The following is a 17,912-nucleotide window of genomic DNA, read 5'->3' as shown; positions in this document are numbered from 1 at the left end:
GATCAAGAGATGAGCCAGGAATAGAGGAACATGTCGGCAAGGACGCTCAGCCCCCACCACAAGAGAACGAAGCAGGCGAGCTCGAGCAGGCTGGGATGCCACAGCGCGCGGTAGACAGGCAGACGCTGGAGAGGCGCGCGGACCAGATAGATCAGGACAGCCGCTAGCACCCCCCATAACAGCGCGGCGGGAATATAGACGCCGAGAATATTGATCTCTTCGATCATGGCATCGCTCCGCTCGGCTTCCCGGCGGATGGGAACAGATTGCAGCGCATGCCGACCAGTGCCCGCACCGCCTGCCGCCGATGTTCGTCGCCCGGGAGTGCGACTAACGCGTGCAGGGCGGAATCCATCGCGGCGAGCAAGGCAGGCGGCGGAGCATCGGGAGCACCGTTCCGCCAGCGGGTCGCATAGAAGGCGCTCAGCCCCGACAAGACAGCGCCTAGGCCATGGCGAACGTCATGGGGGACGTGGGGCAAGGATCGCCGCAACGGGATGATATTGCGGCCAATGCGCAGGTCGGAAAGCCCATCGGCCGCATGCAGGGCTTCGCTCGGTGACGCGATGGCCATCCGTGCGGCCACCTGTCCCAAACGGTCGACCGCCATGGCCGTCCAACGCTGCGGCACGAATGGCGTGCGAATGTCCGCCAGGCGAGACAGTTCGCCCCAATTGCTCCGCAGAATGCGCCGCGCCGTCCACAACACATTGGCCGAGCGAAACAATTTAGTGACCGCGAGCGTCGCGACGATCCCGCCGATCTGCGCCAGCCCGGTGTTGATGAACGCTGCGAAATCGGCCTGGAATCGCGCGAGAAAACCCATGGCCACGATGAAGCAGGAGAACATCGGCAGCGCCTCCGGCGACCGCTTGGGATCGGCCTGAATATAGCCCATCCACAACAGCGCCGGCGCGAGCGTGATGATCAGCATCTCATAACCGTCCACCCGCGGGAGGACGACAAAGAGGTACAGCGCCGCGAGCGGGAACGTCTTGAGGGTGGCTGTAAGATAGCGCCCGATCACCGGAGCCGGATCATCCTGTGCTGCAAAGGAGCAGGTGATCAATGCGGCAAAGGCGGCAGTCGCCGATCCGTTAGGCCAGGCCAGCAGGATCCAGACCGCGCAATAGAGCATGATCGCAACCGTCGTCGCGAGACCTGCCAGGGCAGCGACACCGTGATCGCGCGCCAGCGCGAAACGCTCGACAACCTCATTCTTGAATTTCGGGCGACCCGGCGAGCCAATGCGGTTCACCAGTCGGCGACTGGCCGCGAGCGCCGTAAGAAAATCCGCCATGCGGATGCACGCGCTCGCGGTGAGCAACGACGCCCAGTCGGCCTTCGCCTCCATCTCCTGCGCGAACGTCTCGCACTGCCTGACGAGTTGTCCCGCACGTTCCGGTCTGGCGTCCTCATCCGCCAGCCAGTCCGACACCTCGCCCACCAACGCCGTCAGGTCGGGTCGCAGGGGTGCCATTGCGCGCAATTGATCCAGGCGGTTGGCGGCAGCCGATGCGAAGGGCAGCACATTGGCGAGGTGCTGCTGCAAGGCCATGACTCGGCGCCGGGTCGCCGGCGCCCAGCGCTGGTCAAACGGGAGATGAATGGCGATCATGCCCAGTTCGGTGACGTCAGCTGCCAGCATCCGCCGATGCTCATATTCAAGCCTGGTGTGCTCACTGCCCAGTGCCTCGACGGTCCAGCGCCGCGCATGCGTCAAGAAGGATAGCGCCCGCGCCCGGATGACCGGCGTCGCGCTCCACGGCTGCAACAGGGCATGAACGGCCGTCACCGACAGGATCGCGACGGTCATCTCCTGGACCCGGGCAATGGTGGTGTCGAAGATGTTCGCGGGATCGTCGAGATAGGGAAAGCTGATGACGGCCGCGCTAAACGCCGCCATCTGGAACAAGAAGGCGCGCGGTGTCCGGTCGAGTACCGCAAGATAGATGCACAGGCCCGCCCAGGATGCGAGGCAAAGCACGAGCAATTCGGGAGAATTCTGGAGATTCGGCACCAACAGGATCGTCATGCCCGCGCCGATCAGGATCCCGCCGAGCCGATACAACACCTTCGGCCGGAAAGCGCCCGCCATTGGTTGCGCTGTCACATAGACCGTCAGCAGCGCCCACCAGGGGCGCGGGAGGCTGGCCGAAAATGCGATAGCCAAGGTAATCGATGCAGCGATCAAGCTGCTCATCGAAAAGAGCAGCCTCTGCGGATCAACATGGATATTGGGTAAAGGCAGGCGTATTCCGCCTGCAAGCGAACTCGGCATACTCATCAACCGTGACAATGGGTAATTGTCACGATCAGTCTAAGACCGTGGTCATCACCTCCCTATGGTGCGGCCCTATTACCCGAGCTTTTTGCTCTTCTCGTAGATCAAAATATTGATGGTAAGGCGCAAATATTCTGTTGGAAAGTTCGCGGGCGCGACCGCGTCTCTATCAAGGCCCTCGGTGCGCGGCCGCGTCTTATTGGCACCGTTTGTCCCTGGGGGCAGGCTGGTCGTCGGAGCGATCCTGCCCCTTGCCAGAGAGACAGAATGCCGCCACCGGCACCGCGACGAAGACCAGCAGAATGAGCATCTCCTCGCTCAAAATGCGGGACTTCTGCAGGGCAACGAGGCCCGCGGCGCCGGCCGCCATCGCAAGCGTCCATAAAACCCCGGACCATGAAAACGGGCTGCCCGGCGCTCGTTTCTTCGGTACCTGCCCCATGCGTAAGGCGTCCTCTCCTATCGGGCAGGCCCCGGACCAGATTCTCCTCGACTGGAGTTTGAGCGTGGGCAAAATGACCCGCTCAGGCAAATGAATAGTTTTGCGATTTAACTCCAAAATTATTGGTCGTCGGTACCTGCGGTCATCGTCGATTCGACGATCTTGCCGACTAGAGTCACCCCGCGCTCGACAGCGGCACTGAGCGCCGCGATAGCAGCGTCATTGTCGGCTATCGCGGCAACAGCCTCGGACAGACAAACCCCAGCTTGGCAGAGAAAGATCAGGATTTCTCTTCGAGCTTGCCGAAGATCTGATCAAAATCGCGAGGACTGACAACGAGATCGACCAATGTATAGCGGTCGAGCACCGAAAGGAATGCGCGAAGTGCCTCTTTGAGGATGCCGGTCAACCGGCACGCCGGCGCGACGATGCATCCGTCACAGTCGACCAGATCAAAGCCTCCTTCCGTATGTCGGACGAGCGAGCCGATGTTGATCTCGGCGGGGCGCTTACCGAGACGAATACCACCACTGCGCCCCCTGACGCTATCGATGTAGCCCGAACGAGCCAAATCGTTGACCACCTTCATCAGGTGGTTCTGTGAAATCCCATAAGCCCGGGCGACTTCCGCAATCGAGCACAGGCGATCCGGTCGCGCCGCGAGATAGAGCAGCACGCGCATCGAATAATCAGTGAACAGCGTCAGCTTCATGCTCGTTCCTGTCGGGCCTTCTCCGACCCGGTAATTTTATATGCATTTCTGTTGCATCTTTCAAACGTTCATCATAGATGTATCCACAATGCATGATTGAAGGATGAGTCGTGAACGGTCCCTCAGCGATCAATGAGAGCAGTCTCTCGCATTTGGTGAACGCCTTTTACGCTCGCGTCCGGGCAGACGCCGAGTTGGGACCGATCTTCAATGACGCAGTGCATGATTGGCCCGAACATCTAGAGAAGCTGGCCCATTTCTGGTCATCGGTGATGCTGACGACCGGACGCTATAAGGGCCAACCTGTCCCGGCACATCTTAAGCACAAAGATCGGATTACCCCGGCCCTCTTCGATCGCTGGCTGGATCTTTGGAAGCAGACCACTGACGAACTGATGGAACCTGCAGCCGCGGTCGCGCTCCAATTAAAGGCAGCACGCATCGCGGAGAGCCTCCAGCTCGCAATATTCTTCAAGCTCGGCCCCGCGCCCCAAAGCCGGGCCGGCCGCGCGATCGATCAAAACCACAGAGGTGCAGTTTCGTGAGTGAAAGCCGTCCCTATCGATCCACACCGATCTTTGATGAGCACACGCTCCCGGCGGCCTTGCGCGCGCGTCACGACACCAAGGCGGGCGTGTGGGGCCTGATCCGGGTCATCGAAGGAGCGCTCACGCTCACCTATGTCGATCCGTCTTCGGAAATCGTGCTGACGCCGGACAGGCCAGGGCTCGTCCTTCCGCAACAGCCGCATTTCGTAACCCCGCTCGGGCAGATGAAGATGCAGGTCGATTTCTACGATCATCGCCCAGACGTCTGATCGTCGATCCTCGGATTGCACCACCGTTTTTTAACCTCAAAGTCAGGAGAATATGATGTCGCAACCTCTCAGCGAACAGACGATCGCGCTCGTCAAGGCGACCGTTCCCGCACTGGAAGCCCATGGCCTGGATATCGTCAATGAGATGTATGCCCGCATGTTTCAGAACCCAGAGATCCGCGATCTGTTCAACCAGTCGCACCATGGCGATGCTGGGTCGCAGCCGCGGGCGTTGACGGGTGCGATCCTCGCTTACGCTAGCAACATCGAAAATCTTGGCGCGCTGGCACCGGCTGTCGAGAGGATCGCACAAAAGCATGTCGGTCTCCAGATCCTGCCCGAGCACTATCCGCATGTCGCAGAGGCGCTCCTCGGGGCCATCAAGGCGGTGCTCGGCGATGCTGCGACCGACGAAATCCTGGCGGCCTGGGGCGAGGCCTATTGGTTCCTCGCCAATATCCTCATCGCGCGCGAAGGCCGCATCTATGGCGAACAGAAGGGCGCGAGCGGAGGCTGGAATGGCTGGCGCGACTTCCGCGTCGACGCTGTGGTTCGCGAGAGCAGCGTGATCAACTCGTACATACTGCGTCCGGTCGATGGCCAACCGGTGATGGGCTATAAGCCCGGGCAATATTTGACATTCTGGCTGGAGATCCCCGGCCACCCGCCGGTCAAGCGGAACTACTCGATTTCGGCTGCGCCCAACGGCGAGACCTATCGCATTTCGGTCAAGCGCGAAGAGCTTGGTCTGGCTTCAGGATGGATCCACCGGGACGTCAAAGTGGGCACAGTCCTGAAGGTGGCCGCCCCGGCTGGCGAATTCTTTCTCGACGATCATGACGAACGACCCGTCGTGCTGCTCTCGGGAGGTGTCGGCCTCACGCCGATGGTCGCTATGCTCGAAGCCCTCGCCAACGAGGATGCCGGCATCCCTGTTCAGTATATCCACGGCACCCACGACAAGCTGACGCACGCGATGCGGGATCATGTGCGCACGCTAGCGACCGGCGCCAAGGCGATCCAGGTGATCGACTTCCACCAGACACCGCTCGCCGACGAGGTTGCGGGCCGCGACTATGACGTCGCCGGAATCATTTCCGACGAGTGGCTGGTCGCCAACACGTCGGTTGCCGACGCCCATTATTATATTTGCGGGCCTCGACCGTTTCTGCGCCACGCGGTCTCGACCCTGTCGCTGGCGGGTGTGCCATCCGATCGCATCCACTATGAGTTCTTCGGTCCTGCCGACGAATTACTGGCGGCCTGACGCTAGCGCGATGGGCGACGCACTGGCACGCGCACTGCACGTCCTCTCGATCGTTGTTTGGATCGGAGGGGTCGCGTTCGTCACGCTTGTGGTGATGCCGTCCATCCGTCGCGGCTATCCACCCGCCGAGAGATTGGCAGTGTTCCGGCGCTTTGAGGAGCATTTCGCCCCTCAAGCCCGGATCTGGGTTCTGATCGCCGGGGCGAGCGGTCTGTGGATGGTCTATCGTAGCCAGATGTGGGGTCGCTTCATCGATCCCCGCTTCTGGTGGATGCACGCCATGGTATGTCTATGGGCGATTTTCGCGCTCATGCTCTTCGTCATCGAGCCTCTGGCGCACCATCATCGCACCGCTGGCGCGGTCCATCCCACCCGCGATTTCGTGCGGATGGAGAGACTGCACCGGATCGTCCTTCTCCTCTCGGTCGCGACGATCATGGGTGCTGCAGCCGGCAGTCATGGTCTCCTCTGAGCGAAGCGACATCGTCGGCGAACATGAGAATGCCTCATGCTAGCTTCAAAATCTGAATCAGTGCGGCAAAACTGATTCAGCTTATCAATTGGACGGGCCGCAATCCCATTGGCACGTTCCTCCCATGTTCGAGCCGCCAACCCAACTCGTCGATTGGTGCTGTGCCCTTGAGGCGGTCGATGCCGAGCGCAACATAGCACGGGCGTATCATATACACGCGTCACAGGATCTATTTGGGCATGTCATCGTCGCGCTCCGTTGGGGACGCATCGGCCGCACGCATTCGAGCATCACTGTTTCCTTCTCCAACGAGGTAGCGGCGCGAAAATTCATCGAGCGTACATTGGGAAAACGCGCGAGCGCGCCGCGCCGGATCGGAATCGCCTACAATCTGGTGAACGACTAGCTGATTGCGACCCGGATGAGCGATCTGTGCGCACTCCATTCTTGGTTATGCAGGCAATATGGATCTAATTCAGACATGTTGATGCCAGCCTGCTACGATTATAGCTACAAGCGCGAAGGTAGACGGCAGGCAATATGCAAAAGCAAAGGGACACGGAGAAGGCCTTGTCGCTGATGAAGAAGGCGTTGGCTCTTCTTGACCAGGTTAACGAACGCGGCACCGTTGCGGTCCATCTACAAAGCGCGATCGATGCCATCGATGACAAGACCGTCGAGGAACGGCAGGCCGATGCAGCCGCGCTTAGGGAACGACTATTCCCTTCGCTAAAGGATTAAAGATGGGAATGGCCAAGCCTGAGAGAATGCCAATCGAAATCATTGATGTTGCTCATGACACCGTCGTGCGTAAGCGCTGTTCTCAGCCCACGTTGATCCAGGGCATGAGCTCATGAACGCGATTGGCGGGATGGCCGTTGGCGAGCGCGCTGAGGGTCTGGGTCAGCCAGTCATGAGGATTGATGCCGCCCAGCTTGCAGTTTTCGATGAGCGTGGCGATGACCGCCCAGTTGTCGCCGCCTTCGTCGGAGCCGGCGAAGAGCGCGTTCTTTCGGTTCAAAGCCAAGGGGCGGATTGATCTCTCGACGGTGTTGGTGTCGAGTTCGATGCGGCCGTCGTCGATGAAGCGGACGAGGCCAGCCCAGCGGGTGGTCGCATAGCGAATGGCTTCAGCCAGCTTGCTCTTGGCGCTGATCTGCCGGAGCCGGCCATCGAGATAGAGCTTGAGATCCTCGATGATGATGCGGCTGCGTTCGGAGCGCTGAAGGCGGCGGTGTTCAGCGGTCGAGCCGCGCACCTCGTCTTCGATGGCATAGAGCATGGCGATCCGACGCAATATCTCGGCCGCGACCGGCGAACTGGCGGCTAGATCATAGAATTTGCGCCGAACATGGCTCTTATGTCGATCTCGACATAAGGCGCATTATCCAGAGCATGGTTTTATCTGGGGCGTTTTGGGATATAATCCGGGCTTGCCGGAGATTTCGGCGCACTGGGCTCCAGATAAAAGCAGCGACCTCGCAGTCGGGGGCCGCCGCGCGGGGGGCGACGTTGCAGATACCATTGCGTACCAGGTCGACGATCGAGGACTATGTCGCCACGCAGGAGTGGCGGCGCGCGCGACTGTTGCGCTGCCCGCTCCATCCGAGCGGCGGCTGTGCATTTCGGCGGCACGGTAGCTATGCGCGCCTGACCAGTCCGGGTGTACGGATCGCTCGCTGCTACTGCCCACAGGGGCACATAACATTCAGCCTGCTCCCGGATTTTCTCGCCGCTCGCCTGCCCGGTTCGCTTGCCGCGATCGATCGCATCGTTGGGATAGCCGCGTCGGAACGAAGCATGGAAGCCGCCGCAGACGCAGCGCGCGGCCCGGATATTTCCCTTCCAGGCGCGGTGCGCTGGCTTCGCCGCCGCGTTGTCGCGGTGCGCAGATCCGTTGCCGCCGTCAAATTGATGGCGCCCCGGCTGGCGAGGCCGGGCTTGCCGGTGAGCGACGTTCCGGCCCTTGCGACGCTCCGCCTAGCCCTTTCCCCGGAGCTGTTGCACTGTATTCCGGCCCCCTTGGGACTCCGACCCATCCAGAGGATAGGCAGTGTCGGCGATGCCGATGGCTCTTGCCAACACGATGCGGGGCGTGATCACGTTTTCAGCGTCAGCTACGCTTTGCCGATCGAGGTAAAGCCATGCCCGTACATGTCGATCATATCGCCGCAGCCGACCCTGCCGCGCCCACCCCCGACGATATCCGCCGCATCTGGAGCGCCGAGCGGCGCCTTGGGGCAGGAACAACGATTGTTTATCTGATCCGCATCCAGCAGTTTCGTACCTATTGCGCCTTGCACGGCCTGGTCGAGCGAGAAGAGTTGACCCTTGAACGCGTTGGCCGCTTCAAAGACTGGTATGCGGAGCGACGGGGGCTAGACCCGCTTTCTCTCAGACTTTCCAGCAGCGCCCTGCTGTCGCTCAGCCGTGTCTATCATTGCTTGGGGCTTGCCCCACCTGACTGGCGACCGCCTCGTCCAGGGAAGGCTTTGCTGCCGCCGTTGCTCGCGCAGTATGCCGCCTATCTGACCCAGCATCGCGGTAATCCAGAGGTGACGGTTCACAAAAAGCTGGGCCACATCGGTAAGCTTCAGGATTACTTGATTCAGGCCGGCAAGGACTGGCACTCGATGCAGATAACCGATGTCGATGCATTTCTGGTTGGCCGCGCCGCGCGATATTCCCGATCGCATGTGAGCGATCTTGCTTGCACGGTACGCTGCTTTTCCCGTTTCCTGCACTGGAGTGGACAGAGTCCGGTCGATATCAGCGAGGCCGTGATCGCGCCCGTGCAACGACGGCACGAGCGACCGAGACGCGCCCTTTCCTGGGACAATGTGAAGCGGCTCCTGATGGCCGTGGACAGATCAAGTCCGCAGGGCCTTCGCGACTACGCGATCCTGCTGATGATGAGCACCTATGGCTTTGGCGCCGGCGAGATCATCCGCTTGCAGTTTCGGGATATCGACTGGGATAATAGCACACTGTCAGTCCTTCGCCCAAAGACGGGCGTTGCATTCACGCTGCCGCTGTTGCCACCCGTCGCCAAGGCGCTGGCAGAGTATCTACGCCACGGCCGGCCCGCTGATACACCCACCCGCCATCTTTTCGTGCAGATGAAGATGCCGCTGGAGCCATTCGCGGCTTCGAGCGCGATACGCCACATCGTGATGAAGCATGCGAAGATCGCGGGGATCGATGCACCATTTCTGGGCAGCCATGTATTGCGACATTCTCACGCGGCGCGCCAGATAGACCTGGGTGCGCGGCCCCAAGTGATATCGGATCTCCTTGGTCACCGGGATCCAGAGTCGGTCTCGGCCTATGTGCGGATCGCCACCGCGTCCCTGCGCGAGATCGCATTGCCGGTGCCGACATGACCACCGTCATCGTCCTGGAAGAGTTAAGGAACGACGCCGCGAGCTTCCTGGCGTTCAAGCGCGCCATGGGCCATCCCTATCGACGCGGCGAGTTTGAGATCGAACGCTTCCTTCGCTTCGTCGAAGACCAGTGGGGCGACGATGTCGATATTTCGCTGGCCGAAGCGATTAGCCGCTGGTGTGGGCGTTTGCCCGACCGCAAGGCCGTCACGCTCGGCAACGAGTTCGGGGTCATTCGTCAACTTTGCCTGCATCGCCGTCGTCGCGATCCCACCAGCTATGTGCCCGAGCACGCCTTTGCGCCGGTGAAGGAGTCGACGTTCTTTCCTTACATTTTCAGCCGCGACGAGATCCGCTGCATTCTCGCCGCCGCGTCAGCGCACCAAGGCCGCTTCATATGGGCATCTATGCTGCGAAGGCTGATTCTCGTGCTTTACTGCACCGGCCTCAGGCTCGGCGAGGCGGTGCGTCTGACCATGGATGATGTCGATCTCGACCGTGGGACCTTGCTCATACGCAACAGCAAGCGGCGTACGCGTATCGTCCCCATGCGCGACGATCTTGTCGCAGAGCTTGGCCTCTATGTCGATGATCGATGCCGGGTGCTTCACGATCGTGGTCAAGGGGATTGCGAAGCTCTGTTCGTTCGCCTCAACGGCGCGCCACTCCATACCCACGCGGCGTCCGACGCTATTCGCAAGCTCCTGCGCCGCCTCGATATTAAGCCTGCGCAGGGGCGCGTCGGAGCGCGCCCATATGAGTTTCGGCATGCGTTCGCGGTTCACCGCCTGACAGCATGGGCGGAGGAAGGTGCTGACATTCACGCCAAGCTCCCCTGGCTTTCGGCCTATCTCGGGCACCAGAACGTCATTGGCACCGAGGTCTATCTGAAGGCGACGCCGCAACTCCTGGAACTCGCGAGCACGCGCTTCGAACAACATATGCGACACGCCAGGCAGCCACGATGAGTAAGGCAGGACCTCAGATGCTGTTCGCTTTGGTGGAGTCGTTCTTCTCCAACTATCTGCCGCGTCAGCGCGGCGCGAGCCCACATACGACGCGCGCCTATCGCGACACGCTCAAGCTGCTGTTTCAGTTCGTTGCCCAGCGGCGCGGCCGCGAGGTCGCCGCGCTTGTGCTGGAGGATCTCGACGCCGACACCGTCGCTGGGTTCCTCGATCATCTCGAGGGCGGAAGATCCAACTCCACCGCGACGCGCAACTGCCGCCGTGCCGCGCTTCGCAGCTTCTTCAAGCACCTCTTGCGCAACGATCTCGACAATGCGCTCCGTTACACGCAGGTGTTGGCGCTGCCGTCGAAGCGGGCGAGGCAGAAGCCCGCAACCTACCTCGAAGCAACCGACGTGCGGGCCATCATCGCCCATCCCGATCGGCGGACCCGCAGTGGCTGGCGCGATTACACGCTGCTGCTTTTCCTCTATAATTGCGGCGCCAGAGTGAGCGAAGCAACCGGCCTGCTGTGGCAGGACCTTCAACTGACGCCACCGCACCAGGCCCGATTGCGTGGGAAGGGCCGCAAGGAGCGGCTCGTTCCGTTATGGCGCGAGACGGCCGACGCGTTGCGGCGCCTGCAAAACCTGTCGGGCGCTGCGGGCCAGCAGCATGTTTTCATGAACCGCCACGGCCAACCGCTGACCCGCGATGGAGTCGCGTACATCCTTACCAAGCATGCCTCGCCAGTCGTCCAGGATCGACCCAGGCTGGCGCGTGACCGCATCACTCCTCACGTTTTCCGCCACAGCTGCGCCGTCGCGCTCCTGCAGTCGGGCACCGACGTGACCGTGATCCGCGATTATCTCGGTCATTCCAGCATCGCGACCACGAACCGGTATATCTCGACGAACCTGAAGATGAAGCGCGATGCGCTACAGAACTTTTGGAAGCACGCCGGTATCGAACCCGCAAAGGCCACGCCTTGGAAGCCAAAGCCGGATCTGCTTTCGTACCTGCGGTCCCTATGATTTTATCACGAGATCCACACTGACCTTTCCCGCCGATCCCGGACGTCAGAATCGCGTCGCCCCAGATAAAACCATGCTCTGGATAATGGGACCAGCAGAATGCGAGGCTGAGTCGCTGTCCGCGGCGTTTGGCGAGAGCTATATAGCCGCCATAGCCATCGACCTGCAGGATGCCTGCAAAGTCTCCAAGGTGGATGTCGGGCCGCTCGGCCTTGCGGTCTGCCGCATAGACATAGGCGACCATCGGCGGACCTGCGCCACCCCATGGTCGATCATCGCGGGCATAGACCCATAGCTGGCCGGTCTTCGTTCTGCCGCGTCCTGGGTCAAGCACCGGCGCGGTAGTCTCGTCTGCGAACAGGCGCTCGGATCGCCGCAACTCCTCAAGGGTCCGGTCGCGCAGCGGCCGCAGATACCATGCTGCCCGGCCCACCCAGTCCGCCAGGGTGGAGCGATCGAGCCTGATATCCTGCCGGGCATAGATCTGAGCCTGCCGGTATAGCGGAACATGATCGGCATACTTCGACACCAGCACCTGGGCGATCAACGCTTCGGTCGGGATCCCGCCTTCGACTATCCGCGCCGGAGCAGGCGTCTGGACGATCGCGCCTTCGCACGAGCGACAGCCATAGCGCGGGCGGCGTGTCGCCAGCACGCGGAAGGTGGTGGGCACGACGTCCAGGCGCTCAGCGACGTCTTCGCCGATCTGGTGGAGCGGTCCCCTGCAGCAAGGGCAGGCCTTGTCGTCGATATCGACAATCTGTTCGATCCGCTCGAGGTGCGCGGGCAATGAGCCGCGGTTGGTTTTGCGGGGCTGATCGCTGCGGGAACGCGGCGCAATAGCTTCTCTGGCCGCGCGGGCATGCCCAAGCGCCGTCTCGACATCTTCCAGTCCCAACTGGAGCTGATCGGCATCGAGCTGTTCGGACCGGCTGCCGAAACGATGCCGCATGAAGGCCTTGATGATCGACTGAAGGCGCTCGATCTCGGCGTCCGCTTCGCCCTTGGCGACGTTCAGCTCCGCCAGTCGGACCTCAGATGCGGCCCGCTCGTCCGCCAGCATCCGGGACTGCTCCAGGACGAGCGCACGAAGCGCGTCAATGTCGTCGGGGAGGTCCGCTTGCGTGAGCATGGCGACAGTGAATCAGGAGCGAAAAGCCCCGTCAACCGGCAATCTGCGGAGCCTGCGGTCGACGGCCGCCATGGACTCGGCGCCAGTCCAATCCCTCCAGAAGCGCACCAAGTTGAGCGGCGGAAAGGCGCATCACGCCGTCCTGGATACCGGGCCACTTGAAGCCGCCTTGCTCCAGACGCTTCGCCATCAGGCACAGGCCGGTTCCGTCCCACCAGATCAGCTTGATCCGGTCGGCACGCTTGGCCCGGAAGACGTAGATCACGCCGGAAAATGCATCACCGCCATATTGCGCGCTCACCAACGCAGCCAAGGCATCCGGCCCTTTGCGAAAGTCCACAGGGCGGGTCGCCACCATCACGCGGGCACCAACTCCTGGTCCGATCATCGCGTCGCCCTGAGCGCTTCGATGACCGCCGCGATAATGCCAGCATCCGCGCCGCGACCGATCTTCACCGCTACGCCGTCAATCTCCAGCTCGACCGCGCTGTCCCTGCCAGGCCGGTGCTTGCACGGACGCTTTGCCGGAACTGGCTCGATCGACGGTGGCTCTTCAATGATCGCCGGAACAAACGCAGGCGCCATCGTGGGGGACACTGGCAGCGTCACGCCGCGAGCCTCCATCTGCTTGCGCAGTTGCCGCCGCCAGGTGAACAACTGCGATGGGCTAAGGCCGTGCCGACGAGCAACGGCGCAGACCGTCTCCTGCTTGGAATAACTCTCCGCGATGATCGCAGCCTTCACTTCGGGCGGCCAGTCCCGCCGCTGTCCTGCGCCGGTGAAAACCTCGAACCGCTGAACCTTGCTGGTGCCAGCTTCGTCACATGGCATCGTCATAGCACCAGCATCCTCCATCCTGATCAGGAGGCGCAGACTCGGGACTACCCTTTACGGCCGCAAGGTGGGGCCGCGGCACCGCTTACGCCATCGCCAGCAATAGGTTGAGCCCGCCGACGAAGAACATCAGCCGGTGCGGGGCGCGGCCGAGGTTCGATAGGGATAGCGACGATGGCATGGAACCTCCTTGCCCGCGCCTCTGATCAAAGAGGGCGGTCCTCATCGTTCAGGATGCGCTCTGCGGCACCTGCGACATCCTCATATTGTCCACTTTTGAAGGCCCAGAAGAACAGGCCGAGTCCGATACCCCCCAACGTCAGCGAGATCGGAATCAGGTACCACAGGACATTCATTTCGGGCGACCCGCGCCAAACCGTCCCACAGCTCCGGCGCGCAGTCGCAGAGCATTGGCAACGACGAAAATCGAAGACCCTGACATCGCCAGCGCAGCCAGCAGAGGTGTCACGTACCCTGCTATCGCGATCGGCAGCGCGACCAGATTGTACAGAGCCGCGAATGCAAAATTCTGCCGGATCAGACGGTCGGCCGCACGCGCGGTTTCGATGGCGTAAGGGACACTCCCGAGATCGGAATGAAGAAAAACGAAATCTGCCGCCTGGCGCCCGACGTCCGCGGCATTTCCTGGAGCCATGGAGACATGCGCTGCGACGAGGGCTGGCGCATCGTTCAGTCCGTCGCCGACCATCAATACCTTGCGGCCCGCTCGTGCCAGCCCATCCAGATAGGTTGTCTTCTCTGCAGGCAGCAACGCAGCGCGGGCCTGTGAGATGACGAGATCGGCCGCAACCATAGCGACCGCCTCCGGGGTGTCTCCCGACATGATCTCGACATCGTAGCCGCGAGCGCGCAACTCCGCGAGCGCAGTCGCCGTCCCCGGCCGCAGCGTATCGGTAAAAGTAAACGCTTCTGCGAGGACCCCATTGCAGCCGAGCACGGTCCCTGCCACGTCGCCGGGGCCGTTCCTGCCGAGGGCCCACTCGGCTCGGCCAAGTCGCCACACGTCCTCCCCGATCCGGGCTTCAAGGCCAAGCCCTGCATGCTCGACGATGCTGTCGAAGGCTATCGCCATAGGCGAAGCCGCCGCCGCGAGGGCCTTGGCATAGGGGTGATTTGAATTCTTGCCCATTTGCGAGGCAATGGTCAGATAGCTGGACTGAGTGCCGGGGTCTTGGCGCAAACGAGGCTGGCCCAGCGTCAATGTCCCGGTCTTGTCGAAGATGACCGTATCGATCTCGGCAAGCCGCTCCATGGCGGCGCCATCCTTGACCAGTATCCCGCGCTCGAAAAGCGCTCGCGCAGCGACAATCTGGACCATCGGTACGGCGAGCCCGAGCGCGCACGGACATGTGATGATCAGCACCGCGACCGCGATCGTGAGCGAGCGGTGCCAGTCGCCGGTAGCCAGCATCCAGCCGAGGAAGCTCAGCACGGCGGCACTATGCACGATCGGAACGTAAAGCCGCGCCGCACGGTCCGCGATGCGCCGGAATTGGGCACGTCCACCTTCGGCAGCCTCCATGAGCCGGACCATCTCCGCCAGGAAACTCTCCTGCGGCGTGGTCGTGGCGCAGATCGTCAGCGGTCCTGTCAGATTGAGCGTCCCCGCACGAAGTCGGCTACCCGGCAGGATCTGTTCCGGCCGGCTTTCTCCGGTCGCGATCGCAGCATCGATATCCGAACGTCCATCGAGCACAACTGCGTCGACCGGGATGCGATCGCCCGGCCGCACAAGAATGGTCATGCCGGGCCCGATATCTTCGGCGGCGAGATAGGTCAGGCTCCCATCAGCCGTGACCACCGTCGCCCCATAACTCGTCAGTCGACGAAGTCCCTTCACGGCGGCGCGGGCTTTCTCGCGCATCATATAGTCGAAGGTTCGGCCGATCAGCAGAAAGAACAGCAGCGTCACTGCCGCGTCGAAATACGCATAGGGCTGACGATGGATCGTATCGTAGAGACTCATTGCGAACGCCAGGAGAACGCCGATCGAGATCGGCACATCCATATTGGTCTGCCCGTTTCGCAAAGCCTGCCAGGCCGACTGAAAGAACACCTGGCCGGAATAGGCGAGCGTCGGAAGCGCGATCGCGGCCGACAGCCAGTGGAACAGGTCCCGGGTCTCGCCTGCAGCGCCGGACCAGACCGAGACCGAAAGCCCCATGATGTTCATCGAGGCGAAGCCGGCAACCGCGAGAGCCCGGACGAGATGCCCGAAACGTGGATCTTTCGCATCGGTTTGCGGCTCGTGAATATGGGCCTCGTAGCCGAGTCCAGAGAGCGTTTCGCCAAGCGGTGGCGGCCCCTCGTTCTCTTGCCAATCCACCGTAACGCGCCGGGTCGAAAGATTGACGCGGGCCCGCGTCACCCCGGGGAGACGGCTCAGCGCATCCTCGATCTTACGAATGCACCCGCCACAACTGATACCCGGGACCGACAGGTCTGTATGGCGCAATCCGCTATCGATCTGCCGGCTCGCCAGCAAAAGTTCTTCGCCCGATATTCCAGGGAGGGCGGACGCGATTGTCACGCCTTCACCGCACCGCACGGTAGGCATGCCATGTGGCATGACCTAACCACGGGAATACGATAATCAGGCCGGCGAACCCGGTTGCGACCGACAGGATAAAGAGCAGCAGCACCAGGAGACCCCAGACCAGCATGGTCGCAAGGTTGTTCCAGACGAGCGCCCAGCTCGTGCCCATGGCCGTTAGCGCATCGACCCGCTTGTCGAGCATCATGGGAATGGAAAAGGCCGAAATTGCGAAAGAGAATGCGGCAAAGAGCCCGCCGACAAGCGATCCCACGACCAGCATCGCGATCCCGCTGGTAGTCGTGAACAGCATTAGCGTGATATGATCGAGACCCGGAAATGGGCGGATGCCGAAGAACAGCGCGTAGATGATGACCGCCGCGCGCATCCAAAGCAGCATGATCCCGCAGAGCAGCGCGCCGGTGAAGAGAACCTGGCCGCCTGCGCGTGCATGGGGCAGTAGCATGTGACGCAGCGAAACCGGCTCGCCGAGCTCGAGCGCACGGCTCTTGTCGTAGAGCCCGATGGCCAGCGCTGGGGCGAACACCAGGAATCCCGCGATCGCCGGGAACAGTGCGAAATCCCACGCCAGGCCCACCAGTCCCGCGACGATTCCCGCTGAAAGCAGGAAGACGAACAGGCCATAAAGCAGGCTCGGCCCCGGATGGGTGACAAGATCGCGCCATCCATCCCGCAGCCAGACGAAGACGTCTCCTGGCGTCAGGTCGCGGACATAGCGCCGTTCGGTCGGAAGCGGCGGAACGACAGGCGGGATCGTGGTCATCTTCTTCTCCCGATCATCTCAGCAAGACGACTTGGCGGCACCGAACACGCCTGCGGCCTTAACCGTCCCGTCGCTCTTGGCATGGTCAACGCATCTGGGCTGCGACGTGGAAGCGACATAGACCAGATGAGCGTTCGCGAGCAGGACCACGCCTAGCGCCGCGACCGCCAGTGCGAGGTAGAACTTGCGCGAACGCGGAAGCCTCATGGCTTGCGGCCCTGGTCGAGCAGATAAGTGGTCAGGATCTTGCGGTCGACTGGACTGAGGCGATGTTCCCACGCCGGCATCTCGCCCTGCCTACCATTGTAGATTGTCGTGTAGATCGTTTCGATGTCACCGCCGAAGAGCCACGTCCGATCGGTCAGATCGGGTGCGCCGACTTGTGGATTGCCGCGGCCCTGATCCCCATGGCAGGCTACGCAATTCGTGGCGAAGACTTCGCGTCCCTTCGTCACCGATGCCGCCTTGCCTTTTGCCCAGGCAGGATCCGACAAGGTCTTCACATAATCGGCAACCGCCAGTACGGCGTCGTTGTCGAGAATGCCGTCCTTGCCGAATGAAAGCATCTGACTGACGCGGGTCTCCTTGCTTGCAGGACTATTGACCCCCACCGCGATCGTGTGCGCAATCGCGTCCGGCGTGCCGCCCCACAGCCAGTCACGATCCGTGAGATCAGGAAATCCCCCGTTTCCCTTCGCGTTCATGCCATGGCAGGCCGCACAATTGTCGCCGAACAGACGGTGCCCGTCCTCTCGCACAAGTGTCATCAGTGCAGGATCAGCCCTGATCTGATCATAATTCATCGCCGCAACCTGCCTGGTCCAGGCAGAGCGTGCATCGCGGGCCTCAGCGACGCGCGTGGCGACGATATCCTTCTGGTCGCTCCCGAGCAGGCCTCGTGTGTAGGTCTTGCCCAGAGGCCAGGCGGGCATTAGTACCCAGTAACCGAGCGAGAAGAGTGCGGTAACGATCAGGAAGAACCACACCGCCTTTGGCACCGGTGTGTTGAGCTCCTTGATCCCGTTCCACTCATGGCCCGTCGTCATGTGCCCGCTATGGGGATCGCGCTCGCTTACCGCCACGGCTTGTCCTCGTCTTCGATGATGTCGCGTGCGGCCTTGTCGAACCGACCCTTGTTCGCAGGCCAGCATGCGTAGAGCAGAGCCACGCCCGCCATCGCGACCAGGTAGAACAACCCGAACGATTTGGAGAAACCAACCAGCGCTTGATGTCCGATATCCATACGGGGC

At 61.8% G+C, this 17,912-nt stretch carries 21 protein-coding genes and 2 pseudogenes; 9 read left to right on the top strand and 14 right to left on the bottom strand.

All coding sequences use genetic code 11. The features are described 5' to 3' along the window. Window positions 1-2 precede the first annotated feature (2 nt). From VVT58_RS23025 to VVT58_RS23010, 4 genes are all read right to left on the bottom strand, one after another. Entirely contained in the window at window positions 3-227 is a 225-nt protein-coding gene (locus VVT58_RS23025; RefSeq protein WP_066564426.1) for a DUF1656 domain-containing protein, read from the bottom strand. Continuing rightward, on the bottom strand, window positions 224-2,203 hold the full coding sequence (locus VVT58_RS23020) for an FUSC family protein (RefSeq protein ID WP_145907819.1): 1,980 nt from the start codon (window positions 2,201-2,203) through the stop codon (window positions 224-226). The genes VVT58_RS23025 and VVT58_RS23020 overlap by 4 nt, the downstream gene beginning before the upstream one ends. Before the next feature lie 277 nt (window positions 2,204-2,480). After that, on the bottom strand, window positions 2,481-2,726 hold the full coding sequence (locus tag VVT58_RS23015; protein WP_066564762.1) for a hypothetical protein: 246 nt from the start codon (window positions 2,724-2,726) through the stop codon (window positions 2,481-2,483). 280 nt (window positions 2,727-3,006) lie between these two features. After that, on the bottom strand, window positions 3,007-3,438 hold the full coding sequence (locus VVT58_RS23010; RefSeq protein ID WP_066564420.1) for an Rrf2 family transcriptional regulator: 432 nt from the start codon (window positions 3,436-3,438) through the stop codon (window positions 3,007-3,009). A gap of 110 nt (window positions 3,439-3,548) precedes the next feature. Here VVT58_RS23010 and VVT58_RS23005 point away from each other — a divergent pair, with 110 nt between their 5' ends. From VVT58_RS23005 to VVT58_RS22980, 6 genes are all read left to right on the top strand, one after another. Then, window positions 3,549-3,983: a group III truncated hemoglobin gene (locus VVT58_RS23005; protein WP_066564417.1), complete on the top strand. Its 435-nt coding sequence runs from the start codon at window positions 3,549-3,551 to the stop codon at window positions 3,981-3,983. Further along, on the top strand, window positions 3,980-4,255 hold the full coding sequence (locus VVT58_RS23000; RefSeq protein WP_066564414.1) for a DUF1971 domain-containing protein: 276 nt from the start codon (window positions 3,980-3,982) through the stop codon (window positions 4,253-4,255). Before VVT58_RS23005 ends, VVT58_RS23000 begins: the two co-directional genes overlap by 4 nt. Before the next feature lie 55 nt (window positions 4,256-4,310). Further along, entirely contained in the window at window positions 4,311-5,522 is a 1,212-nt protein-coding gene (gene hmpA / locus VVT58_RS22995) for an NO-inducible flavohemoprotein (protein ID WP_066564760.1), read from the top strand. A gap of 10 nt (window positions 5,523-5,532) precedes the next feature. Beyond that, entirely contained in the window at window positions 5,533-5,994 is a 462-nt protein-coding gene (locus VVT58_RS22990; protein WP_066564411.1) for a hypothetical protein, read from the top strand. A gap of 124 nt (window positions 5,995-6,118) precedes the next feature. Next, window positions 6,119-6,400 carry a WGR domain-containing protein gene (locus VVT58_RS22985; RefSeq protein ID WP_066564409.1) on the top strand — a complete coding sequence of 94 codons (282 nt, stop codon included), beginning with the start codon at window positions 6,119-6,121 and terminating at the stop codon, window positions 6,398-6,400. A gap of 164 nt (window positions 6,401-6,564) precedes the next feature. Next, window positions 6,565-6,735: a hypothetical protein gene (locus VVT58_RS22980; RefSeq protein ID WP_158511799.1), complete on the top strand. Its 171-nt coding sequence runs from the start codon at window positions 6,565-6,567 to the stop codon at window positions 6,733-6,735. Window positions 6,736-6,817: 82 nt separating this feature from the next. Here VVT58_RS22980 and VVT58_RS22975 read toward each other — a convergent pair. Beyond that, a pseudogene (locus tag VVT58_RS22975) lies at window positions 6,818-7,351 on the bottom strand (transposase); the annotation flags it as partial. A gap of 787 nt (window positions 7,352-8,138) precedes the next feature. Here VVT58_RS22975 and VVT58_RS22970 point away from each other — a divergent pair. The 3 genes from VVT58_RS22970 to VVT58_RS22960 are packed head-to-tail and all read left to right on the top strand — an operon-like array spanning window position 8,139 to window position 11,358. Continuing rightward, entirely contained in the window at window positions 8,139-9,377 is a 1,239-nt protein-coding gene (locus tag VVT58_RS22970) for a site-specific integrase (RefSeq protein WP_327754311.1), read from the top strand. Next, window positions 9,374-10,345: a tyrosine-type recombinase/integrase gene (locus tag VVT58_RS22965; RefSeq protein ID WP_066563387.1), complete on the top strand. Its 972-nt coding sequence runs from the start codon at window positions 9,374-9,376 to the stop codon at window positions 10,343-10,345. Before VVT58_RS22970 ends, VVT58_RS22965 begins: the two co-directional genes overlap by 4 nt. Then, window positions 10,342-11,358: a site-specific integrase gene (locus tag VVT58_RS22960; protein ID WP_066563385.1), complete on the top strand. Its 1,017-nt coding sequence runs from the start codon at window positions 10,342-10,344 to the stop codon at window positions 11,356-11,358. Before VVT58_RS22965 ends, VVT58_RS22960 begins: the two co-directional genes overlap by 4 nt. An 85-nt stretch (window positions 11,359-11,443) precedes the next feature. Here the strand turns inward: VVT58_RS22960 and tnpC are convergent. The 9 genes and pseudogenes from tnpC to VVT58_RS22915 all read right to left on the bottom strand — a co-directional run. Continuing rightward, window positions 11,444-12,421: pseudogene (tnpC, locus tag VVT58_RS22955) on the bottom strand (IS66 family transposase); the annotation flags it as partial. A 100-nt stretch (window positions 12,422-12,521) separates the two neighbouring features. Beyond that, complete coding sequence (gene tnpB, locus VVT58_RS22950; RefSeq protein WP_037462191.1) at window positions 12,522-12,878, bottom strand: IS66 family insertion sequence element accessory protein TnpB; 357 nt, start codon at window positions 12,876-12,878, stop codon at window positions 12,522-12,524. Then, entirely contained in the window at window positions 12,875-13,327 is a 453-nt protein-coding gene (gene tnpA, locus VVT58_RS22945; RefSeq protein ID WP_352000123.1) for an IS66-like element accessory protein TnpA, read from the bottom strand. The genes tnpB and tnpA overlap by 4 nt, the downstream gene beginning before the upstream one ends. A gap of 203 nt (window positions 13,328-13,530) precedes the next feature. After that, entirely contained in the window at window positions 13,531-13,680 is a 150-nt protein-coding gene (gene ccoS, locus VVT58_RS22940; RefSeq protein WP_066564372.1) for a cbb3-type cytochrome oxidase assembly protein CcoS, read from the bottom strand. Further along, window positions 13,677-15,875, bottom strand: coding sequence for a heavy metal translocating P-type ATPase (locus tag VVT58_RS22935; RefSeq protein ID WP_066564753.1), 2,199 nt, complete (start codon window positions 15,873-15,875; stop codon window positions 13,677-13,679). The genes ccoS and VVT58_RS22935 overlap by 4 nt, the downstream gene beginning before the upstream one ends. Before the next feature lie 4 nt (window positions 15,876-15,879). Then, a complete protein-coding gene (locus VVT58_RS22930; protein WP_066564374.1) occupies window positions 15,880-16,662 on the bottom strand; it encodes a DUF2189 domain-containing protein in 783 nt (260 codons plus the stop codon). An 18-nt stretch (window positions 16,663-16,680) separates the two neighbouring features. Next, window positions 16,681-16,869, bottom strand: a complete 189-nt coding sequence (locus VVT58_RS22925) for a hypothetical protein (RefSeq protein WP_066564376.1) — start codon at window positions 16,867-16,869, stop codon at window positions 16,681-16,683. Further along, complete coding sequence (gene ccoP / locus VVT58_RS22920; protein ID WP_066564379.1) at window positions 16,866-17,744, bottom strand: cytochrome-c oxidase, cbb3-type subunit III; 879 nt, start codon at window positions 17,742-17,744, stop codon at window positions 16,866-16,868. The genes VVT58_RS22925 and ccoP overlap by 4 nt, the downstream gene beginning before the upstream one ends. Further along, entirely contained in the window at window positions 17,735-17,905 is a 171-nt protein-coding gene (locus tag VVT58_RS22915; RefSeq protein ID WP_066564381.1) for a cbb3-type cytochrome c oxidase subunit 3, read from the bottom strand. The genes ccoP and VVT58_RS22915 overlap by 10 nt, the downstream gene beginning before the upstream one ends. Window positions 17,906-17,912: the final 7 nt, after the last annotated feature.

Source organism: Sphingobium sp. SJ10-10, from assembly GCF_036038995.2.
GTDB lineage: Bacteria > Pseudomonadota > Alphaproteobacteria > Sphingomonadales > Sphingomonadaceae > Sphingobium.
The sequence above is the reverse complement of the archived record's forward strand: the minus strand, read 5'-3'. Positions and strand labels throughout refer to the sequence as shown.

Bases quoted from the DNA above. Each gene is read 5' to 3' on its own strand.
- tnpB (WP_037462191.1), bottom strand. From the start codon at position 12,878: ATGATCGGACCAGGAGTTGGTGCCCGCGTGATGGTGGCGACCCGCCCT.
- VVT58_RS23010 (WP_066564420.1), bottom strand. From the start codon at position 3,438: ATGAAGCTGACGCTGTTCACTGATTATTCGATGCGCGTGCTGCTCTAT.
- VVT58_RS22925 (WP_066564376.1), bottom strand. From the start codon at position 16,869: ATGAGGCTTCCGCGTTCGCGCAAGTTCTACCTCGCACTGGCGGTCGCG.
- VVT58_RS22990 (WP_066564411.1), top strand. From the start codon at position 5,533: ATGGGCGACGCACTGGCACGCGCACTGCACGTCCTCTCGATCGTTGTT.
- VVT58_RS23020 (WP_145907819.1), bottom strand. From the start codon at position 2,203: ATGAGCAGCTTGATCGCTGCATCGATTACCTTGGCTATCGCATTTTCG.
- tnpA (WP_352000123.1), bottom strand. From the start codon at position 13,327: ATGACGATGCCATGTGACGAAGCTGGCACCAGCAAGGTTCAGCGGTTC.
- ccoS (WP_066564372.1), bottom strand. From the start codon at position 13,680: ATGAATGTCCTGTGGTACCTGATTCCGATCTCGCTGACGTTGGGGGGT.
- VVT58_RS23025 (WP_066564426.1), bottom strand. From the start codon at position 227: ATGATCGAAGAGATCAATATTCTCGGCGTCTATATTCCCGCCGCGCTG.
- hmpA (WP_066564760.1), top strand. From the start codon at position 4,311: ATGTCGCAACCTCTCAGCGAACAGACGATCGCGCTCGTCAAGGCGACC.
- VVT58_RS22960 (WP_066563385.1), top strand. From the start codon at position 10,342: ATGAGTAAGGCAGGACCTCAGATGCTGTTCGCTTTGGTGGAGTCGTTC.
- VVT58_RS22930 (WP_066564374.1), bottom strand. From the start codon at position 16,662: ATGACCACGATCCCGCCTGTCGTTCCGCCGCTTCCGACCGAACGGCGC.
- VVT58_RS22965 (WP_066563387.1), top strand. From the start codon at position 9,374: ATGACCACCGTCATCGTCCTGGAAGAGTTAAGGAACGACGCCGCGAGC.
- VVT58_RS22915 (WP_066564381.1), bottom strand. From the start codon at position 17,905: ATGGATATCGGACATCAAGCGCTGGTTGGTTTCTCCAAATCGTTCGGG.
- VVT58_RS22985 (WP_066564409.1), top strand. From the start codon at position 6,119: ATGTTCGAGCCGCCAACCCAACTCGTCGATTGGTGCTGTGCCCTTGAG.
- VVT58_RS23015 (WP_066564762.1), bottom strand. From the start codon at position 2,726: ATGGGGCAGGTACCGAAGAAACGAGCGCCGGGCAGCCCGTTTTCATGG.
- VVT58_RS22970 (WP_327754311.1), top strand. From the start codon at position 8,139: ATGCCCGTACATGTCGATCATATCGCCGCAGCCGACCCTGCCGCGCCC.